Source organism: Natrialba hulunbeirensis JCM 10989 (genome assembly GCF_000337575.1).
Lineage (GTDB): Archaea > Halobacteriota > Halobacteria > Halobacteriales > Natrialbaceae > Natrialba > Natrialba hulunbeirensis.
Genome location: NZ_AOIM01000036.1, coordinates 99,931 through 116,617 on the forward strand (window position 1 = coordinate 99,931; position 16,687 = coordinate 116,617).

Annotated in this window: 17 protein-coding genes; 11 read left to right on the plus strand and 6 right to left on the minus strand. The window is 63.9% G+C overall.

Going from position 1 to position 16,687, the window contains the following annotated elements:
* Positions 1 to 217 precede the first annotated feature (217 nt).
* Genes lonB through C483_RS13320 form a run of 3 tightly spaced genes read left to right on the plus strand, consistent with a single transcriptional unit; the run spans position 218 to position 4,143 of the window.
* A complete protein-coding gene (lonB, locus tag C483_RS13310) occupies positions 218 to 2,599 on the plus strand; it encodes an ATP-dependent protease LonB (RefSeq protein WP_006653879.1) in 2,382 nt (793 codons plus the stop codon).
* Positions 2,600 to 2,617: 18 nt separating this feature from the next.
* Positions 2,618 to 3,751 (plus strand): CPBP family intramembrane glutamic endopeptidase, encoded by a 1,134-nt coding sequence (locus C483_RS13315; protein WP_006653880.1) that lies wholly within the window; start codon positions 2,618 to 2,620, stop codon positions 3,749 to 3,751.
* 44 nt (positions 3,752 to 3,795) lie between these two features.
* Complete coding sequence (locus C483_RS13320) at positions 3,796 to 4,143, plus strand: hypothetical protein (RefSeq protein WP_006653881.1); 348 nt, start codon at positions 3,796 to 3,798, stop codon at positions 4,141 to 4,143.
* A gap of 43 nt (positions 4,144 to 4,186) precedes the next feature.
* Here the strand turns inward: C483_RS13320 and C483_RS13325 are convergent, their stop codons facing one another.
* Positions 4,187 to 4,657 carry an MGMT family protein gene (locus C483_RS13325; protein WP_006653882.1) on the minus strand — a complete coding sequence of 157 codons (471 nt, stop codon included), beginning with the start codon at positions 4,655 to 4,657 and terminating at the stop codon, positions 4,187 to 4,189.
* Between the two features lie 105 nt (positions 4,658 to 4,762).
* Here C483_RS13325 and trpC point away from each other — a divergent pair, with 105 nt between their 5' ends.
* Genes trpC through C483_RS13345 form a run of 4 tightly spaced genes read left to right on the plus strand, consistent with a single transcriptional unit; the run spans position 4,763 to position 8,615 of the window.
* Positions 4,763 to 5,638: an indole-3-glycerol phosphate synthase gene (trpC, locus tag C483_RS13330; RefSeq protein WP_006653883.1), complete on the plus strand. Its 876-nt coding sequence runs from the start codon at positions 4,763 to 4,765 to the stop codon at positions 5,636 to 5,638.
* A complete protein-coding gene (gene trpB / locus C483_RS13335; RefSeq protein WP_006653884.1) occupies positions 5,635 to 6,906 on the plus strand; it encodes a tryptophan synthase subunit beta in 1,272 nt (423 codons plus the stop codon). The genes trpC and trpB overlap by 4 nt, the downstream gene beginning before the upstream one ends.
* Entirely contained in the window at positions 6,903 to 7,787 is an 885-nt protein-coding gene (gene trpA / locus C483_RS13340; protein ID WP_006653885.1) for a tryptophan synthase subunit alpha, read from the plus strand. The genes trpB and trpA overlap by 4 nt, the downstream gene beginning before the upstream one ends.
* A 24-nt stretch (positions 7,788 to 7,811) precedes the next feature.
* Positions 7,812 to 8,615 (plus strand): 2-amino-3,7-dideoxy-D-threo-hept-6-ulosonate synthase, encoded by an 804-nt coding sequence (locus tag C483_RS13345; protein ID WP_006653886.1) that lies wholly within the window; start codon positions 7,812 to 7,814, stop codon positions 8,613 to 8,615.
* A gap of 163 nt (positions 8,616 to 8,778) precedes the next feature.
* Here C483_RS13345 and C483_RS13350 read toward each other — a convergent pair whose 3' ends face one another.
* Positions 8,779 to 9,777 (minus strand): phosphorylase family protein, encoded by a 999-nt coding sequence (locus C483_RS13350; protein WP_006653887.1) that lies wholly within the window; start codon positions 9,775 to 9,777, stop codon positions 8,779 to 8,781.
* 151 nt (positions 9,778 to 9,928) lie between these two features.
* Here C483_RS13350 and C483_RS13355 point away from each other — a divergent pair, with 151 nt between their 5' ends.
* Together C483_RS13355 and C483_RS13360 are read left to right on the plus strand one after the other, a co-directional pair.
* Positions 9,929 to 10,501: a SprT family zinc-dependent metalloprotease gene (locus C483_RS13355; RefSeq protein ID WP_006653888.1), complete on the plus strand. Its 573-nt coding sequence runs from the start codon at positions 9,929 to 9,931 to the stop codon at positions 10,499 to 10,501.
* Positions 10,502 to 10,730: 229 nt separating this feature from the next.
* Positions 10,731 to 11,327, plus strand: a complete 597-nt coding sequence (locus C483_RS13360) for a hypothetical protein (protein ID WP_049912698.1) — start codon at positions 10,731 to 10,733, stop codon at positions 11,325 to 11,327.
* A 40-nt stretch (positions 11,328 to 11,367) separates the two neighbouring features.
* Here C483_RS13360 and C483_RS13365 read toward each other — a convergent pair whose 3' ends face one another.
* Positions 11,368 to 12,069, minus strand: a complete 702-nt coding sequence (locus C483_RS13365) for an HAD family hydrolase (protein ID WP_006653890.1) — start codon at positions 12,067 to 12,069, stop codon at positions 11,368 to 11,370.
* Between the two features lie 127 nt (positions 12,070 to 12,196).
* On the opposite strand from C483_RS13365, the gene C483_RS13370 reads away from it, so the two are divergent.
* On the plus strand, positions 12,197 to 13,111 hold the full coding sequence (locus C483_RS13370; RefSeq protein WP_006653891.1) for an HFX_2341 family transcriptional regulator domain-containing protein: 915 nt from the start codon (positions 12,197 to 12,199) through the stop codon (positions 13,109 to 13,111).
* A 64-nt stretch (positions 13,112 to 13,175) separates the two neighbouring features.
* On the opposite strand, the gene C483_RS13375 is transcribed toward C483_RS13370, so the two are convergent.
* Positions 13,176 to 13,850 (minus strand): hypothetical protein, encoded by a 675-nt coding sequence (locus C483_RS13375; protein WP_006653892.1) that lies wholly within the window; start codon positions 13,848 to 13,850, stop codon positions 13,176 to 13,178.
* Between the two features lie 222 nt (positions 13,851 to 14,072).
* Between C483_RS13375 and C483_RS13380 the strand changes: the two genes are divergently transcribed.
* On the plus strand, positions 14,073 to 15,341 hold the full coding sequence (locus C483_RS13380; RefSeq protein WP_006653893.1) for a 3-dehydroquinate synthase II: 1,269 nt from the start codon (positions 14,073 to 14,075) through the stop codon (positions 15,339 to 15,341).
* Positions 15,342 to 15,396: 55 nt separating this feature from the next.
* Here the strand turns inward: C483_RS13380 and C483_RS13385 are convergent, their stop codons facing one another.
* Both C483_RS13385 and C483_RS13390 read right to left on the minus strand, forming a co-directional pair.
* Positions 15,397 to 15,840, minus strand: a complete 444-nt coding sequence (locus C483_RS13385) for a DUF7575 domain-containing protein (RefSeq protein ID WP_006653894.1) — start codon at positions 15,838 to 15,840, stop codon at positions 15,397 to 15,399.
* A 121-nt stretch (positions 15,841 to 15,961) separates the two neighbouring features.
* Complete coding sequence (locus C483_RS13390) at positions 15,962 to 16,684, minus strand: type I 3-dehydroquinate dehydratase (protein ID WP_006653895.1); 723 nt, start codon at positions 16,682 to 16,684, stop codon at positions 15,962 to 15,964.
* Between the last annotated feature and the right edge of the window lie 3 nt (positions 16,685 to 16,687).

The window sequence follows — 16,687 nt, forward strand, 5'->3', positions numbered from 1 at the left end:
GAGTTCTCGACGATGAAACCGGTTTCTGTCCGTGAGTGTCCGGGAATGTAACGGGTATTTCGCTGTCACGTCCACACGGATCTATGCCAGTACAGTCTCGATATAGGACGTGTCCGTTAGCCGCCCTATCCGCCGTTTTCGGCACTCGACACGATTCGACGCATGGAGAAAGTATATCAGTGGCAATCCCTTCGAAACAGGTACCGAACAGAGTTCTATGAGCAACGATACGAACGTTGACGACCCTCCCGAGGACGCCTCCGGAGCTGCGCCGGACGAGGAACAGGCGCAGGAGACGGAGCGGGAGCACGAGACCGAGCGCACGGAGGAGCGCTCGCGATCTCAGGCTTCTGACTCTCAGTCTCAGTCGCAGTCACCGTCTCACTCTTCGGAGACGGAGCGTCAGGGAGACCGGTCGCCGACCGACGAAACCGGTGACCCAGACGACGTCGACGGCGGAACTGATGTCACCAGCGACGATGCACAGGAGAGTCGGATTACCGTCGGTGACGACGGTCTCGGAACTGACGATGCCGACCACGAACAGACCGAGAGCGGAGACAATCCCGGGACTAACAGCGTTACCGGAAGTGTCGTAGACGACGATGGCGGTGATGATGACGATGACGAAATCGAAACCGTCGACGACCTCGGTAGTACGGTCGAAGTCGATCCGGGTGTCGAAGTAGACGACGATATTGCCGAAGACGACCTTCTCGGTGGCCTCCAGATCGACTCGACGGAAGACATCGAAGTTCCCGACCGACTCGTCGATCAGGTCATCGGGCAGGACGAAGCGCGGGACATCATCATCAAGGCGGCAAAGCAGCGCCGGCACGTGATGATGATCGGCTCCCCGGGGACCGGGAAGTCGATGCTGGCGAAGGCGATGAGTCAGCTCCTGCCACAGGAGGACCTACAGGACGTACTCGTCTATCACAACCCGGACGACGGCAACGAGCCGAAGGTCCGTACCGTCCCGGCAGGGAAGGGTGAACAGATCATCGATGCGCACAAGGAGGAAGCGCGAAAGCGCAACCAGATGCGCTCGATCCTGATGTGGATCATCATCGCGATCATCATCGGATACACGATCCTCAGCCCGGCGAGCATCCTGATGGGGATTATCGCAGCCGGTGTCATCTGGCTGATCTTCCGCTACACCAGCCGCGGCACGGACGCGATGGTGCCGAACATGATCGTCAACAACGGCGAGCAGCGCCAGGCACCGTTCGAGGACGCGACCGGTGCACACGCCGGTGCGCTGCTGGGCGACGTTCGCCACGACCCGTTCCAGTCCGGTGGGATGGAGACGCCGAGCCACGACCGCGTCGAACCGGGCTCGATCCACAAGTCCAACAAGGGCGTGCTGTTCGTCGACGAGATCAACACGCTCGACGTGCGCACCCAGCAGAAGCTGATGACGGCGATCCAGGAAGGCGAGTTCTCGATCACCGGCCAGTCCGAGCGCTCCTCGGGCGCGATGGTCCAGACCGAGCCCGTCCCCTGTGACTTCGTCATGATCGCTGCAGGGAACCTGGACGCGATGGAGAACATGCACCCCGCACTCCGCAACCGTGTCAAAGGATACGGGTACGAGGTCTACATGGACGACACCATCGAGTCCACGCCGGAGATGCGCCGGAAGTACGCCCGGTTCATCGCCCAGGAGGTCGAACGCGACGGTCGCCTGCCACACTTCACCCGCGATGCCGTCGAGGAACTGCTCCTCGAGGCCAAGCGTCGCTCGGGCCGGAAGAACCACCTGACACTGCACTTCCGCAGCCTCGGTGGACTGGTCCGCGTCGCTGGCGACATCGCCCGCGCCGAGGACCGCGACCGCACGACCCGCGATGACGTGCTCCAGGCCAAGCAACGCTCCCGGTCGATCGAACAGCAGCTGGCCGACGACTACATCGAACGCCGCAAGGACTACGAACTGCAGGTCACCGACGACGGCGTCGAAGGCCGCGTCAACGGCCTCGCAGTTATGGGCGAAGACTCCGGGATCATGCTGCCCGTCATGGCCGAGATTGCACCCGCACAGGGTGGCGGTCAGGTCATCGCCACCGGGAAGCTCAAGGAGATGGCCGAGGAGTCCGTCCAGAACGTCTCGGCGATCATCAAGAAGTTCTCCGACGTGGACCTCTCGGAGAAGGACATCCACATTCAGTTCGTCCAGGCCGGCCAGCAGGGTGTCGACGGCGACTCCGCCTCCATCACGGTGGCAACCGCCGTCATCTCCGCACTGGAGGACATCCCGGTCAACCAGTCGGTCGCGATGACCGGTTCGCTGTCGGTCCGTGGCGACGTGCTCCCGGTCGGTGGGGTGACCCACAAGATCGAAGCCGCCGCCAAGGCCGGCTGTAGCAAGGTCATCATCCCGAAGGCCAACGAGCAGGACGTGATGATCGAAGACGAGTACGAGGAGATGGTCGAGATCATCCCGTGTGAGAACATCAGCGAAGTGCTCGATGTTGCACTCGAGGGTGAACCGAAGAAGGACTCGCTCGTCGACCGCCTGAAGTCGATCACCGGCTCGGCGTTCGACCAGCAGACGGTCGGCTCCGCAAGCGGGTCGAACCCAAGTCCACAGTAACGACAGGAGGGTCGATCGATGGTACAGTGGACGGCGTTCGCGGCGATCACGGGCGTCGTCCTCGTGTTGTTGCTCGTTCTTTCGCATCTGACGCAGTCGTCATTTGCTGACGCTGAGGGTGACGCTGACACCAGTGCTGGCACTGACGCCGATACGACGACTCCTACCGACACGGACGCAGCCACTTCTTCCGAGTCTGACTCCCCGCCAGCGAGCGCTAGGGAGTCTGTAGAGACCGTGGAGTCCGTGGCGGAAGAGAGCCGTCCTGCTCCAGAGTCAGCTACCGACGCCGGTACTGACACGGATATTGACACTGGCACCGGTACTGGCACCAACACCGGTACTGACACCAACACCAGCGCCGATATCGACATCAGCACCGACCTTGGCAACGCCAGCGCCAACACCAACGCTACCGAGACCAGCGACCGACCACACGACACAGCACGCTCTCCTTCCCGCACCCAGCGCGACGAAATCGACCCCACCGACCTCTCGACGGGGATGCTCCTCGCGAACGTCGCCGTCTCACAGGGTCTCTTCCTCTTGCTCATCCTCGGCGCGATACTCTACACCGGCATCCCAGCGTGGGCACTCGGCGTCGAGTTCAGCGTCGACTACCTCACGACCGGCCTCCTCATCGGCACAGTCGCCGGCATCCTCCTCTACATCGGGAACGAGTTCGGCGCCGCACTCGCGACACGATTCGGGTTCGACCACGACGAACGGCTCCGGTCGATGCTCGCTCCCGACTCCGCGCGCGGCTGGCTCGTCCTCTTGCTCGTCGTGCTCCCGATCATCGCCATCTTCGAGGAACTGCTCTTTCGCGCCGCGCTCATCGGCGTCCTCTCGGCCGGCTTCGACATCTCGCCGTGGCTGCTCGCCTTCCTCTCCTCGATCGCGTTCGCGCTCGGCCACGGCATGCAAGGCACCGTCGGCGTCGCCGTCACCGGCGCACTCGGCCTCGTCCTCGCCGCCCTGTTCATCGTTACCGGGAGCTTCCTCGTCGTCGTCGTCGCCCACTATCTGATCAATGCACTCGAGTTCATCGTGCACGAAGCGATCGGACTCGAGTGGAGTGAGTCGCTGGTGGGGGAAGAGTCGGCGTCTCCCTCGGCGTCTACGGCGTCCGATCCGGACCTCGAGGAGTAGTGTGGAATCCGAACGATAAAGCGTCCACACGAGTCAGTTCGGATATGAGTCGGAGTAACGATATCCCGGATGCAGCGTATCGTGCGATCTTTCTCGGCGTGATCCTCTACTTCGCGCTGGTCGTCTACAGCGCGACGACCGGAGACGTAATCGTCTCTCTTGCTTCCGAGTTCGTCTTCGGAGCGATCGCGATCGGTGTCGGGGTCGTGTTGTTCGATCTGGCGGATGGTGAACTCTCGGCGGCGCTCGGTGGTGCCGTCTTTCTGATCGGGGGCGGGATCGCACAGTTTGGAGCGTTGTTTACACAGTCGCCGACGCTCAATCAGATGTCGTCGCTGCTGGTCTTCGTCGGGATCGGGCTGTATCTGTACGTTACGTGGACGGCGGAGTGAGGGTCGGCCGGTATGACACGATGCCACAGTATATTACAGCACACTACAGCTCTTCGAGCGAGCGCAGTTTCTGCTCGACAGCCGGCGGCGCAGCACTCGGGCCGTCGCGGACGCGGTGGTCGGGAATCAAAATTGGAGCCGGATTCTCGTCGAGCGCGGTCCGAACCAGAATGATGTCGTCCTGATCGTCGGGGTCGAGATCGGGCGTCATCTGTGTAAGCGTGGCGACGTCGACCTGATCACCGTACGGAATCGACTGCACTTGTTCGAGTACGGCGCGCTGGTCGGTCGGAATCGTCAGTGCGACCTGCACGTCGTCGAACGTCACCGGTTCGAGACCATCCAGGTACTCGAAGAGCTGATCGAGTACGGGGTGGTCGGTTTCAGCGCCGTCCTCGGGTACGTCCGGAAAGGAAACGGTCAGCACGCGCCCGCTGGCCGCACCGAGCTGTACGTACCGGTCGAGATACGTCGACTCACGCGCGTAGATCCCGGCGTCCGTAACGTCCTCCATACGCGGCCTGTAGGAAACACGGCCTTGAATAGTCGCCGGTCGTCGCCATGAGCGGCGGCGGATGGCGCAACACTTTTGTACAGATGAGTACGTTGATGTACAACAATGACTTCTGGTACGGAGCTCGCACCACCGGTGCAATCCATTCTCGCAGCGGCCTCCGAGCGCGCTGGAGAGGGATGCAACCGGGAACGGGCACCGCTCGATGTCGACGCGCGGTCGTTTCGCGACGCGCTCGCGCAAACTGAACGAGACGGCCGGGTACCGGTTATTGCCGAGGTGAAACCGACGAGTCCGACGACGGACGGCACGCGCGAGGACGACCCCGCCGAACTGGCCGAGGCGATGGTTGCAGGTGGTGCGACGGCGATTTCGGTCCTCACCGAACCGACTCACTTCGGCGGCTCGCCGGACGCATTGCAGCAAGTCCGAGCGGCCGTCGACGTCCCCGTCCTCCGGAAAGATTTCATCCTCGAGGAGGCAAGTCTGGACGTGGTCGAATCCGACCTGGTCCTCTTGATCGCCCGGTTCGTCGACAACCTCGACGAGCTCGTGGCAGCCGCTCGCGAGCGCGGCTTCCAGCCGCTCGTCGAGGTCCACGACCGCGAGGAGCTCGCTGACGCGCTCGAGGCCGGTGCGACGCTCATCGGAGTGAACAATCGTGATCTCGCAAAACTCGAGGTCGACCTCGGAACGTTCGAAACGATTGCACCGCACGCGAGGCGACTCTGTCGCCTCGACGAGTCGAGCGGTGGAACCGAGAGACCGGACCCGGACGACGTGACGCTAATCGCCGAGAGCGGGATTTCGAAGCCTGCAGACGTCCGTCGGATGCGTGAGGCAGGTGCAGACGCACTGCTCGTCGGCAGTGCGATCATGGATCAGGACGGAAACGGAGACGGCGACGTGACGGCGAACACGCGACGACTGGTAGAAGCAGTGGAACCGACAGCAACGACGGAGACACGCACACAGACATGAGCGAAACCGAATCAAACCCACCCGCCGAGGACGAACCGAACCGCGAACGTACGTTCGGCGACTACGGCGGCCAGTACGTTCCGGAGGCACTGATGCCCGCCCTGCAGGAACTCGAGGACGCCTACCAGCGCTACGTCCTCGACAACGAGGACGGATTCATGGACGAGTTTCGCGAGCGCATGCGCGACTTCGGCGGTCGGCCGACGCCGCTGCAGCGGGCGGATCGGCTCAGCGAGCGCTACGATCGCGAGATCTACCTCAAGCGGGAGGACCTCGTCCACGGCGGCGCACACAAGCTGAACAACGCACTCGGCCAGGTGCTGCTCGCGAAATACATGGGCAAAGAGCGGATCATCGCCGAGACCGGCGCGGGCCAGCACGGGACGGCCACCGCGATGGCGGCGGCCCACCTCGACATGCCCTGCGAGATCTACATGGGCCGGACCGACGTGAACCGCCAGCGGCCGAACGTCTACCGGATGCGAATGAACGGTGCCGAGGTCAACCCCGTCGACGCCGGCAGCGGCACCCTGAAGGAGGCGATCAATGAGACGATGCGCGACTGGGCGACCACCGTCGAGCGCACTCACTACGTCATCGGTTCCATCGTCGGCCCGCACCCGTTCCCGCGGCTGGTGCGTGACTTCCAGTCCGTCATCAGCGCCGAAGCCCGCAAGCAGGTACAGGAACAGGCCGGCCGGCTCCCCGACAGCGTCGTCGCCTGCGCCGGTGGCGGCTCGAACACGATGGGGGCGTTTCACGAGTTCGTACCGGACTCGAGTGTCGACCTCTACGCAGTCGAAGCCGGCGGCTCGAGCCTCGAGATCGATCAGGACGAGGGGCTCGCGCCCAACTCCGCGACGCTCTCGACGGGCACCGACGGCGTCCTCCACGGCGCGATGACGAAACTCCTCCAGACAGCGGACGGCCAGATCGTCGAATCCCACAGCGTGAGCGCGGGGCTGGACTACGCCGGCGTCGGCCCGGAACTCTCACACCTCGTCGACACCGGCCGCGTGACACCGGCGAGCGTCGACGACGACGCCGCGCTCAACGCCTTCCACCGACTCTCGAATCTGGAGGGAATCATCCCGGCACTCGAGTCGAGTCACGCACTCGGATTCCTCGAGGAGGCACACGAGGAACTCGGCGACCTCGTCGTCGTCAACGTCTCCGGACGTGGCGACAAGGATCTGGAGACGGTACTCGAGGAGACCGAGAAACGTGACCTCGACGCTGCGCCGGACGTGGAGGTGTTCGGTACATGACCGGTGAACAGACTGGGGCGATAGAGAGCGACACCGAGGCCGCCATCCGCGAGGACCACCCCGCGCTCATTACGTATATTACCGCGGGAGACCCGTCGCTCGAGGACACCAAGGAATACGTCGAGGCCCTCGACCGCGGCGGGTCGGACCTGATCGAACTCGGCCTGCCGTTTTCCGAGCCAATCGCCGAGGGGCCGACCATCCAGGCCGCAATCAACCGCGCGCTCGACGCCGGGACGACGCCCGCGCGGTTCTTCGAACTCGTGGACGAACTCGAGACGGATGCGCCGTTGCTGGTGATGACGTACTACAACATGATCCTCCAGTACGGCTCTGAACCCGATGTCCGCCCGTTCGTCGAACGCGCGGCCGACGCGGGCCTCTCGGGGATCATCGTTCCCGACCTGCCCGCGGAGGAGGCGGACCCGCTCCGAGACGCCTGCGACGACCACGGCCTCGACCTCGTCTTCATCGTCGCGCCGACGACCGCCGGCGAGCGCCTGAACCGGATCATGTCCCAGGTCTCGGGCTTCGCTTACGTCCAGGCCCGCCTCGGGACCACCGGCGCGCGGGCGGATGTCTCCAACGCAACCCACGACAGCCTGACCCGACTCTCGGCGTACGACGTCCCCAAGGCCGTCGGATTCGGCGTCAGCGAGGGTGACCACGCCGCCGAGATCATCGACGCCGGCGCGGACGGCGTCATCGTCGGCAGCGCGCTCGTTGACATCATCGCCGAACACGGCACGGGCGACGCGCCCGCGGCGGCTGCACTCGAGTCCAAGGCGCGCGAACTCAAGCGAGGGGCGCGCCGCGGAGGCGAGCAGGGGAACGGACACGAGCAGGGGCGGGAAGAAGCACCGGAACCAGAACAGCCATAACCGCAAGTTTGCTATACACTCGCAATGACTACAGCAGGACTCACAGCACGACTGAATCGGATCGGAACAGACGACTCGTACGTAATTATCCCGATGGACCACGGGCTCACGATGGGGGCCGTCCAGGGACTGAAAGACATCGAATCGACGATCGACGGCGTCACTCGCGGCGGCGCGGACGCCGTCCTCACGCAGAAGGGAATCGCCCCGCGTGTTCACGACAACACGAACGGGAAGGGCTACATCGTCCACCTCAACGGCTCGACGACGATCGGTCCGGACGAGCAGGATAAACGCCTAACTGGGACCGTCGAAGAAGCGATTCGCGCCGGTGCGGACGCCGTCTCCTTCCATATCAACGTTGGCTCTGATTACGAACCTGAACAGACGAGCCAGCTTGCAGACGTGACGCGAAAAGCCGAGCAGTTCGGGATTCCGGTACTCGCGATGGCCTACGCCCGCGGTCCGGGCGTCGACTCCGAGGACCCTGAGGCGCTCGGTCACGCGGTCCGTCTCGCCGAAGAAGTCGGTGCGGATATCGTCAAGACGGGCTACAGCGGCGACGCCGAGAGCTTCCAGCACGTCGTCGAATCGACTCGCCTGCCGGTCGTCATCGCCGGTGGCTCGAAAGGAACCGACCGCGAGACCGTAGAGATGGTCCGTGGCGTCATGGACGCCGGCGGTTCTGGCGTCTCGATGGGCCGGTCGATCTTCCAGCACGAGAACCCCGAAGCCATCACCCGCGCCGTCTCTGGCGTCGTTCACGACGACCTGTCGACGGAGGATGCGCTTGCAGCGGCCGGGCTCGCGATCGAAGTCGAACACTGAGCACTGACTCGATCTCGGATCACCGATCACCGCTCGCTACGTTCGGTTACTATTCTTCTCGGACTCTTGGCGCTCTCGTCGGTCCCACCGCCCTCATCGTTCTCGCCGCACCCATCGCCCTCTCCGTTCTCGTCACGCCCGTCGTACTCGTCACACTCGCCACTCAAACGCCGTTTTCTGGCCTGATCTCGAGTGGGTCGTGCTCGACGAGTTCGTCGACGATTGCACCGCCGACGCGGGCCGCATTGTCGAGCGCCAGCGCCAGGCTCGCCTCGTTCCCGTCGAAATTTTCCTCGACGGACTGGCCGGGTGCTGCGCGGTCGTAGTTCGCCACGGCGCGCACGCTCAGGTATCGATCGAGGCGGTCGAAGCGCTCGAGTGCCGTCGCCGTCGCGGCATCTTCCATCTGGGTCGTCAGGTAGGGTGAGATACCGTAGGCGTCACAGAGCCACTCGACTTCTTGAGCGTAGCGCGGGCCGTGCCAGAACTCGTCGCCGCAGACGGTTGGGCCGCGTTCGACGGCGGGTCCCGCCTCCTGCGCGTCTGGATAGCTGTCCTGGTATGCCCGCGCGTCGGCGTCCGTCCGGAGCGACGTGTCGTCGGCAGCCTCGCAGGCGACATCGACGAGCGCGTCCTCGAGGTGGTGAACGTAGTCGTGCGGTCGGTAGGCGAGGAGGTCGAGGCCCGCATCCGGGTCGTCTCTGCCCTCGTTGGATTCGGGATGAGCCGTGTGAGCTGCCTGCGTCTCGTGACTCCCGTTCGTCGCCCGATCCCAGCGGTGCTTTCGATCCCAGTCGACAACCGCGTCGGCGATAGCGACGGAGCCGAGTGCGATCCGTTCGGGCGGTCCGCCGGCAATGCCCGCCGAGACAACATAGGCGGCCGAGAGGTCGATTTCGGGCGAGGCGAGCAGTGCTGTCACGCTCGTCGCCGCGTCGCTCTTGCCGATGCCAGTCGTCGTGATCGCAACACCGTCGCTCGTCAGGTAGACCGGCGTTTTCGCTCCGCTAACCGAGACGGCATCAACGATGTCGGAACGCTCGAGCCAGGGCCGACGCTCGGTCAGCGGCGGCTCCGCGACGGCAGGGAGCACCAGCGCCGCGGGGCGGATCAACTCGTTCGGATCCGTCTCCCGCGGCTCTGGAACTGCGAGGTCGTTCATGCTGTGGCGGTTGCAGCGAACGGGCAAAGGCGCACCGACCGCGGTCGAGATCTGCAACTGATCGCGTCCCCCGGAGACGGCAAACCGTGTATAGCGCCGTCTTCTGGACCGGAAGAATTTCAGTCTCCGTCTGCGTTCCCAGTCCGTAGACGTGACCGACGGCGAACAGCTCACGATTGACGACGAAATCATCGCACGGGCGCGGATCCACGCCCGCGAGGTCGTCGCCGACAACGACCTGGATATCGAGCTGTCTGCACTCGAGTGGGACGTCTCTGCGCGGGCAAAGCGCCGGGCTGGACTCTGTCGCTGGCGGGCGGCTCGTGAGGAGGCGACGATCGTGTTGGCGCGGCGGGCGTACGAGCGTTACGAGTGGTCGGAGTTCGCTGCGGTCGTCAGGCACGAACTCGTTCACGCCTGGGAGTACCAGCAGTTTGGTGAGTCGGGACACGGGCCACGGTTTCGCGAGCGCGCGGCCGACCTGGACGCACCGCGACACTGTCGGTCGTTTTCGGAGCCGCGGTACGTGCTGCGCTGTCTCGGGAGTGACTGCGAGTGGTCGGCCAAACGCCACCAGGCCTCGAAGCCGGTTCGTGCGCCGGACGGCTATCGCTGTGGCGTCTGTGGCAGCGGGTACGAGGTCGAACACGTCGAGAGCGGCCGGACGTGGTCGTCTGCGAGCGGCTACGGTGGCGCGAAGGCGGCGCTGGGTGACGAGTGGTAGCGCGTTGGTCTGGGTGTCTGTTGGTTGTCTGGTGTCCGCTGCCTGTTGTTTGTTGTTTGTTGTCTGTTGTTGGTTGTCTGGTGTCCACTGCCTGTTGTTTGTTGTTTGTTGTCTGTTGTTGGTTGTCTGGTGTCCACTGCCTGTTGTTTGTCTGGTATCCGCTACTCACGTTCGCGAGCCGAATCCGGAGCGCGGAACACTTATTCGGCGCTGTGGACCTGTTCTAGACATGGGACTATTCGATCTAATGCTCGGCTCGTCCGGTCCAGGCGAGCAGGGCGTCGAGGGGAAATCGTACACACTCCCGAAGGAAACACACGATTTCGTCTACCCCGTCGCCGTCCGCCGCGAGGAGGTAGCGGCGTTCACAGAGCTCATCGAGGCCGAAGCGAACGCACCGTACGTCGAGGAAGAAACCGAGGAACTGCAGGATGTCTTCGACGACGTGCTTGGCGACGCCGGCATCGACGCATCGGATCTGGCCGAACAGAAGCGCCAGACGCGACTCGCGGTCGAGCCAGTCATCGACCACTGGCGCGAGCAGGTGGGCGCTGCTGGAGACAGCAGTGAGAGCACTGAGGACGGTACCACTGGCACCGACGATTCCAGCAGCCACACCGACACCATCACCACCGTCTACGCCCGCCCCGGCACCGACGACCGGCTGCTCGCGTTCACCAAACTGTGCAAGCAACGGGACGACCAGCCAGACGACCCGTTCGAACTCCCCGCATCGTTTCCCGACGCAGCGGCCCTGCTGACTCGCCTGCGGGACGCAACCGATAGTCAGTACCGAGCAGTCGTCCACACGGATCTTCTCGAGTAGTCATCGGCTCACATTCTCCTCGAAACAACCCTGCCCACCCTCAGAGAATCGTCTCAAACGACTCCAGCGTCCCAAGCTCGTACGTCGGCTGGTGCACCGTCGGATCGCCGTGTTGGACCTGGTTCTCGAGTTCGATCCAGGCCGAGTCGAGCCCCATTGCGTTCGCACCGCCGACGTCCGCGTGCAACGAATCCCCGATGTGGACCGCCGTCTCTGGGGTCGCCTCGAGTGCCTGCAGTGCGTACTCGAACGGTGCAGTGTCGGGTTTCGGGAAGATACCCGCCGCCGGATCCGTGAAGACACGAACGTCGAACGCGTCCTCGATATCGAGCGCGCGGAGCTTCTGTGTCTGAGTTTTGCGGCCGCCGTTCGTGATCAGGCCGACCGGTCCCTGCTCGCGGGCGGACTCGAGTGCCGCCTTCGCGCCGGGGCGAAACTCGACGGCGGTTGGATCCTCACGCTCGAGGTAGGCCGCGGCGAGTTCTGCTGCGCCGCCGGGACCGAGCTGGTCCTGGACGTGCGGCTCGGCCTGTGTAGCGACAGTCGAGAAGAGCGCTTCGTAGAACTCGCGGGCGGTCTCGGCTGTCGGGAGGTCGGGAATCACGGCTCGAAGGTCGGCCGGTGTGCAGAACGGTTCGATACCGGCGTCGTCGAACGTGCCGGCGAGGAGGGGGTCCGGATCCTGGATGGGCTCGCAGAGAGTGCTGTCGAGATCGAAATAGATCGCATCGTAGGCTGCCATTGAGTCGTCGTACGAACGCGATGGTTCTGAACGTTTCGTCGCACGGTGGGATGGGTGGACGGCGTCGAGACCCGTGAGAGTCCACTGATTCGACAGGTGTTATTTCGGAGGCGGTCGTTGTCCGGGTATGGACGTCGTCAAACGAGTACACGTCGTGCCGCTGGGCTACGAGTACGACCGGATCGTCGAACCGATTCGGCGCCAGCGCGCCGACCTCGTCTATCTTCTCGAACACGATGGTGGACACCGTAAACCCGATAAGACGAGTGAGTCACCGGTTCCTGGCCCTGAATCAACTGCTGGCATGGACCGATCGGACTCCAGTTCCAGCGCTTCTACTGACACCCCACCCACTGCCGACGACAACGGCCCACCAGCCACGTACCACGACGAGTTGCGCGAGGAACTCGAGTCTATCGTGCCGGACGTCCAGACGTGGTCCTGCGACCTCACGGACGTCTACGCCGTCCTCGGAGCCGTAACGACGATTGCCTCGAAACACGCTGACGACGACGTCTCGGTCAACGTCTCCGGTGGCGGGACCATTGCTGCGATCGGCGCGACGATGGCCTGCATGGATGTCTCGACCGATGCACGGGCGTTCTACGTGGAGCCGGAGTCCTACGCCCACGACGGGACGACCGAACCGTCCTCGACCGGAATCGACGAAATCGACGGACTACCGACGTACCCGCTCGACTCGCCGACGGCGGACCAGGTCGCAATCATGGGGTTCCTCCGTGATCCGACCTCGTGGGACGGCTACCACGACGACCGGACTGCACCACCGAAAAAGAAGGATCTCATCGAGTTTGCCCGCGACCGCGGCCTCTCGTTCATGGCTGACCGCCAGTCGCCCGACGAGCGAGCCGGAGAGGACAAGGGTGCGTTTCGTGTCCTCGATACGCACGTGCTGAACCCGCTCGAAGCCGACGGCTACGTCACGATCGAATCCGTCGGTCGTCGGCGAGTCGTCTCGCTCACCGAACAGGGAGACAACGCGTATCGGGCATTCAAGCACAAAATTTCGGAGTTAGACTAACAGACAAACTCGTAGCACGTCTCAGTGTCCCAGCCACGTTACTGCTGTCTCGGTTCTCTCGTCCCTACTCACACCGTGTTCGGCGTCGCGCCATCAGCGTCGCGAGCGTCGTCCCGAGTCGGGCGAACTCGAGATCCCCACGCAGCCGGTCGGCGTGAGCCTGCAAGCCATCCTCGTCGAGTCCGAACGGGGTGGCATCTTCACAGTGGGTCGCAGCAGCTTCCACACGGCTGAGCAGACAGGGCGCTGCGTCGGCAACCGCCGGGCGAAACCGCTGGGTATGGTGGCAGGCGGGCGACGACGATCCGGCAGCACGCGCTGCGGCCAGCAACTCCTCGACAACGATGAGTCGCCGGCGGAGGGTTCGAATCGTCGATGCGTCAGCGGGTGGGGTCAGCGTGCTCGCGATGGCTGCGTCGGCCCCCGAAATCGCCTCGGAGTCCGCGTCGAACGCAGCCGCGAGTCGCTCACACTCGAGTGTCGCGTGCCGGCTGCGCCGACTCGCGAGACGGATCGCGGCCAGGACGGCAGCGGGGCGGCCGTACTCGAGTGTTGCCAGTTCGCCCCCGTGGGCGAACGCTGCACGGGCGACCGGGCCGAGTGCGTCGGCGTCCAGCCGGTCGATGGCCTCACCGACCGTGCTGACGGAGTCGGATGCGTCCGCTGCAGCCTGGCTATCCGTCTCGGCTGAACCGGTCGTCGCGTCTGCGTCGTCGGGTTCGAACTGGCGCTGACCCATGATTGAACTGTCTCGCGATAGAATATTAGTCACTTCTACAAAGGTATCAATACTATCGATACTATCCATACAATCGATACTTTCCTACTATTGTCACCTACGAGCTGCCGGGGCCGGCAGCGTCCCCTTCCGATAGCTCGTCTCCCCGAATCGAGGCGTCGCTCATCGACATCGCCTGCCAGATCCGCCACGTTCAAGCCGGTTCCCTTCGACCGTCGAGTCATGACACGATCCGTCTGGATCAAAGCCGACGACACCGTCGGCGACTGGGACGACCGCCGTGCGCGCATCACGGCCGCACTCGAGGCCGGCGCGGACTGGGTACTGGTCGACGAGAAGGACGTCGAACGCGTGCGCGAACTCGGTGACATCAACGTCGCCGCCTTCCGTACTGATGGCGACGTGACGCTGGTCGACGACGCCGAAGCCGACACCGAGAGTTCTGATGTCGACGAACTCGAGGAGATCGACAACGTCGACGATTCCGAAAATCTCGATGTCGACATCACTGAACCGACCGATGGGACGGCTGCCGACGCCGTCATCGTCGGCAAGGACGGCGAAGGTGATGCCACGATCGATCTACCGAACGACTTCTCCGGCTCGGCCGACCTCTCGACGCTTCGTCGCGACGGCGACAAGGACATCGATCGCGGCGCGTACGTTCGCATCCTCGACACCGAGTACGAGGCGTTCGCCGAAGCCGCCGCCGAGGAGGGTGAGTACACCATCGTCATCGGCGAGGACTGGACGATCATCCCACTCGAGAACCTGATCGCTCGCATCGGCGAGGAGACCGACCTCGTCGCGGGCGTTACCAGCGCCGAGGAGGCCAAAACTGCCTTCGAAACGCTCGAACTCGGCTCCGATGCGGTCCTCCTCGATTCCGACAACCCCGACGAGATCAGACGAACGGTCGAGGTTCGCGACGAGGCAGAACGAGAGTCGCTCGACCTCCAGTACGCTGAAGTGACCGATGTCGAGCAGATCGGCAGTGCGGATCGGGTCTGTGTCGACACCGGGAGCCTCCTCGAGCACGACGAGGGAATGCTCGTCGGGTCGATGAGCCGCGGCCTCGTCTTTGTCCACGCCGAGACGGCCGAGTCGCCGTACGTCGCCTCGCGACCGTTCCGGGTCAACGCGGGTGCGGTCCACGCCTACGTGCGAACACCCGAGGGCGGCACGAAGTACCTCTCGGAACTCCAGAGCGGTGACGAGGTGCAGGTCGTCGATACGAACGGCAACACGCGTGAGGCAATCGTCGGCCGAGTCAAGATCGAGAAGCGGCCGATGTTCCGTGTCGCCCTGGAAACCGACGACGGCGACCATATCGAGACACTCCTCCAGAACGCCGAGACGATCAAGGTCGCAACCGGCGACGGACGGAAAGCAGTCACCGATCTCGCGGCGGGCGACGAACTCCTGTTGTACTACGAGGACACGGCACGCCACTTCGGCGAAGCGGTCGAGGAGAGTATTATCGAGAAGTAACGAGTCCGAGAGGCTGCTATACTGACCGGGCCGCTCACTGCTGGGGCTATGTAATTTACTTCGGGTTTGCGTCCGTCTCTGCTTCTGTCTCCGCATCCGCTGCGGGCTCGAGTCGCGTCGTACACCAGTGACAGAACGTCAGGTCCTCGTCCAGTTCCTTGCCACACTCCGGACAGGACGGTCCGCCCTCACCGTCTGCGTTCGTGTTCGATCCAGGTGGAAATCCGAGTCCGCGAAAGGTCGCGTCGATCGCGGCAAACAGGGCAATAAAGGAAAAGAGGAACTGTGTAATCGTATCCGTCTCGTTGGCGACCGCCGTCATGCTATCGGAGACCGAATCAGCCGCGGCGATCTCTCCAGTCGGGAGAAAGACCACCGCTGCCCCGATGAACAGTCCGCCGAAAACGAGCGCACGGATCCAGTCACGGATCAGCGCGTGGCCGGCGCCGGGGAGGAACAGAGAGATGCCGCCGGCAACGAGGGCACGAAGCCATGTCATCGTGTGTAATGATATGAGAGGCGACTCCTTAACATTCCGATTCTGATTCCGTTTCTGTCTGCTGTGTACTCGAGTACCCCGGCTATCCCGCTGGGTTGCCCTGAAAGGGATCGGGACCGTCTCAGTCGGCTGCCGGCTCTAGCTGTGTCACCAGCCGTGAAAGCGTCTCGAGATCGTACTGGCCCGGTGCTGTCGCCTTCGACGGGTCGACCGGCGCGTAGCCGATTCGCGAACCGTACACCGGCGCGACGGCTCGCGTGTGGCTCCCGGCAGCGCCCATTGCCATCGTGGCGACCGTGTGCTCATCCTCTCGTGCGAGCTGGTGTGTAACGGTCAACAGCGCCAGCGCATCGCTTCGGTCCGTCGCCGTCACCGCGAGTTTGCCCACATCGCCGTACCGACAGGCGTCGGTGAGCGTTTCGCTCATCGCCACAACACTCGGCGTCTCCTCGAAGTCGTGTGCGGAGGCCACGACAGTCACGCCGCGCGTAGCGGCCGTCTCGTTGAGCGTTGTCGCGGATCCATCGCGCAGCGACGCGAGTTCGATGTCGATCGCTTGCACTGCATCCAGTTGTGTCACCTCGGCCAGCGCGTCCAGGCGCTTCTCGTCGTCTGCAGCCTCCCCACCCTCCCAGGCGGCACGGTTCGTCGCCAGCACCGGCAGTGCGTCGGCCGTCTCTTCGTACTCAGCGTCGTACGACTCGAGTGCGGCGACTGGCTCGCTGGCCAGATCCATCCGGAACTCGATTACGTCGGCGTGGCTGCGCGCGGCTGGCTCCTCACTGAGGTCGGCTGTCGACGCGGCGAGCGTGAACGACTCGAACTCGAGACCCTCCAGACCCATTCG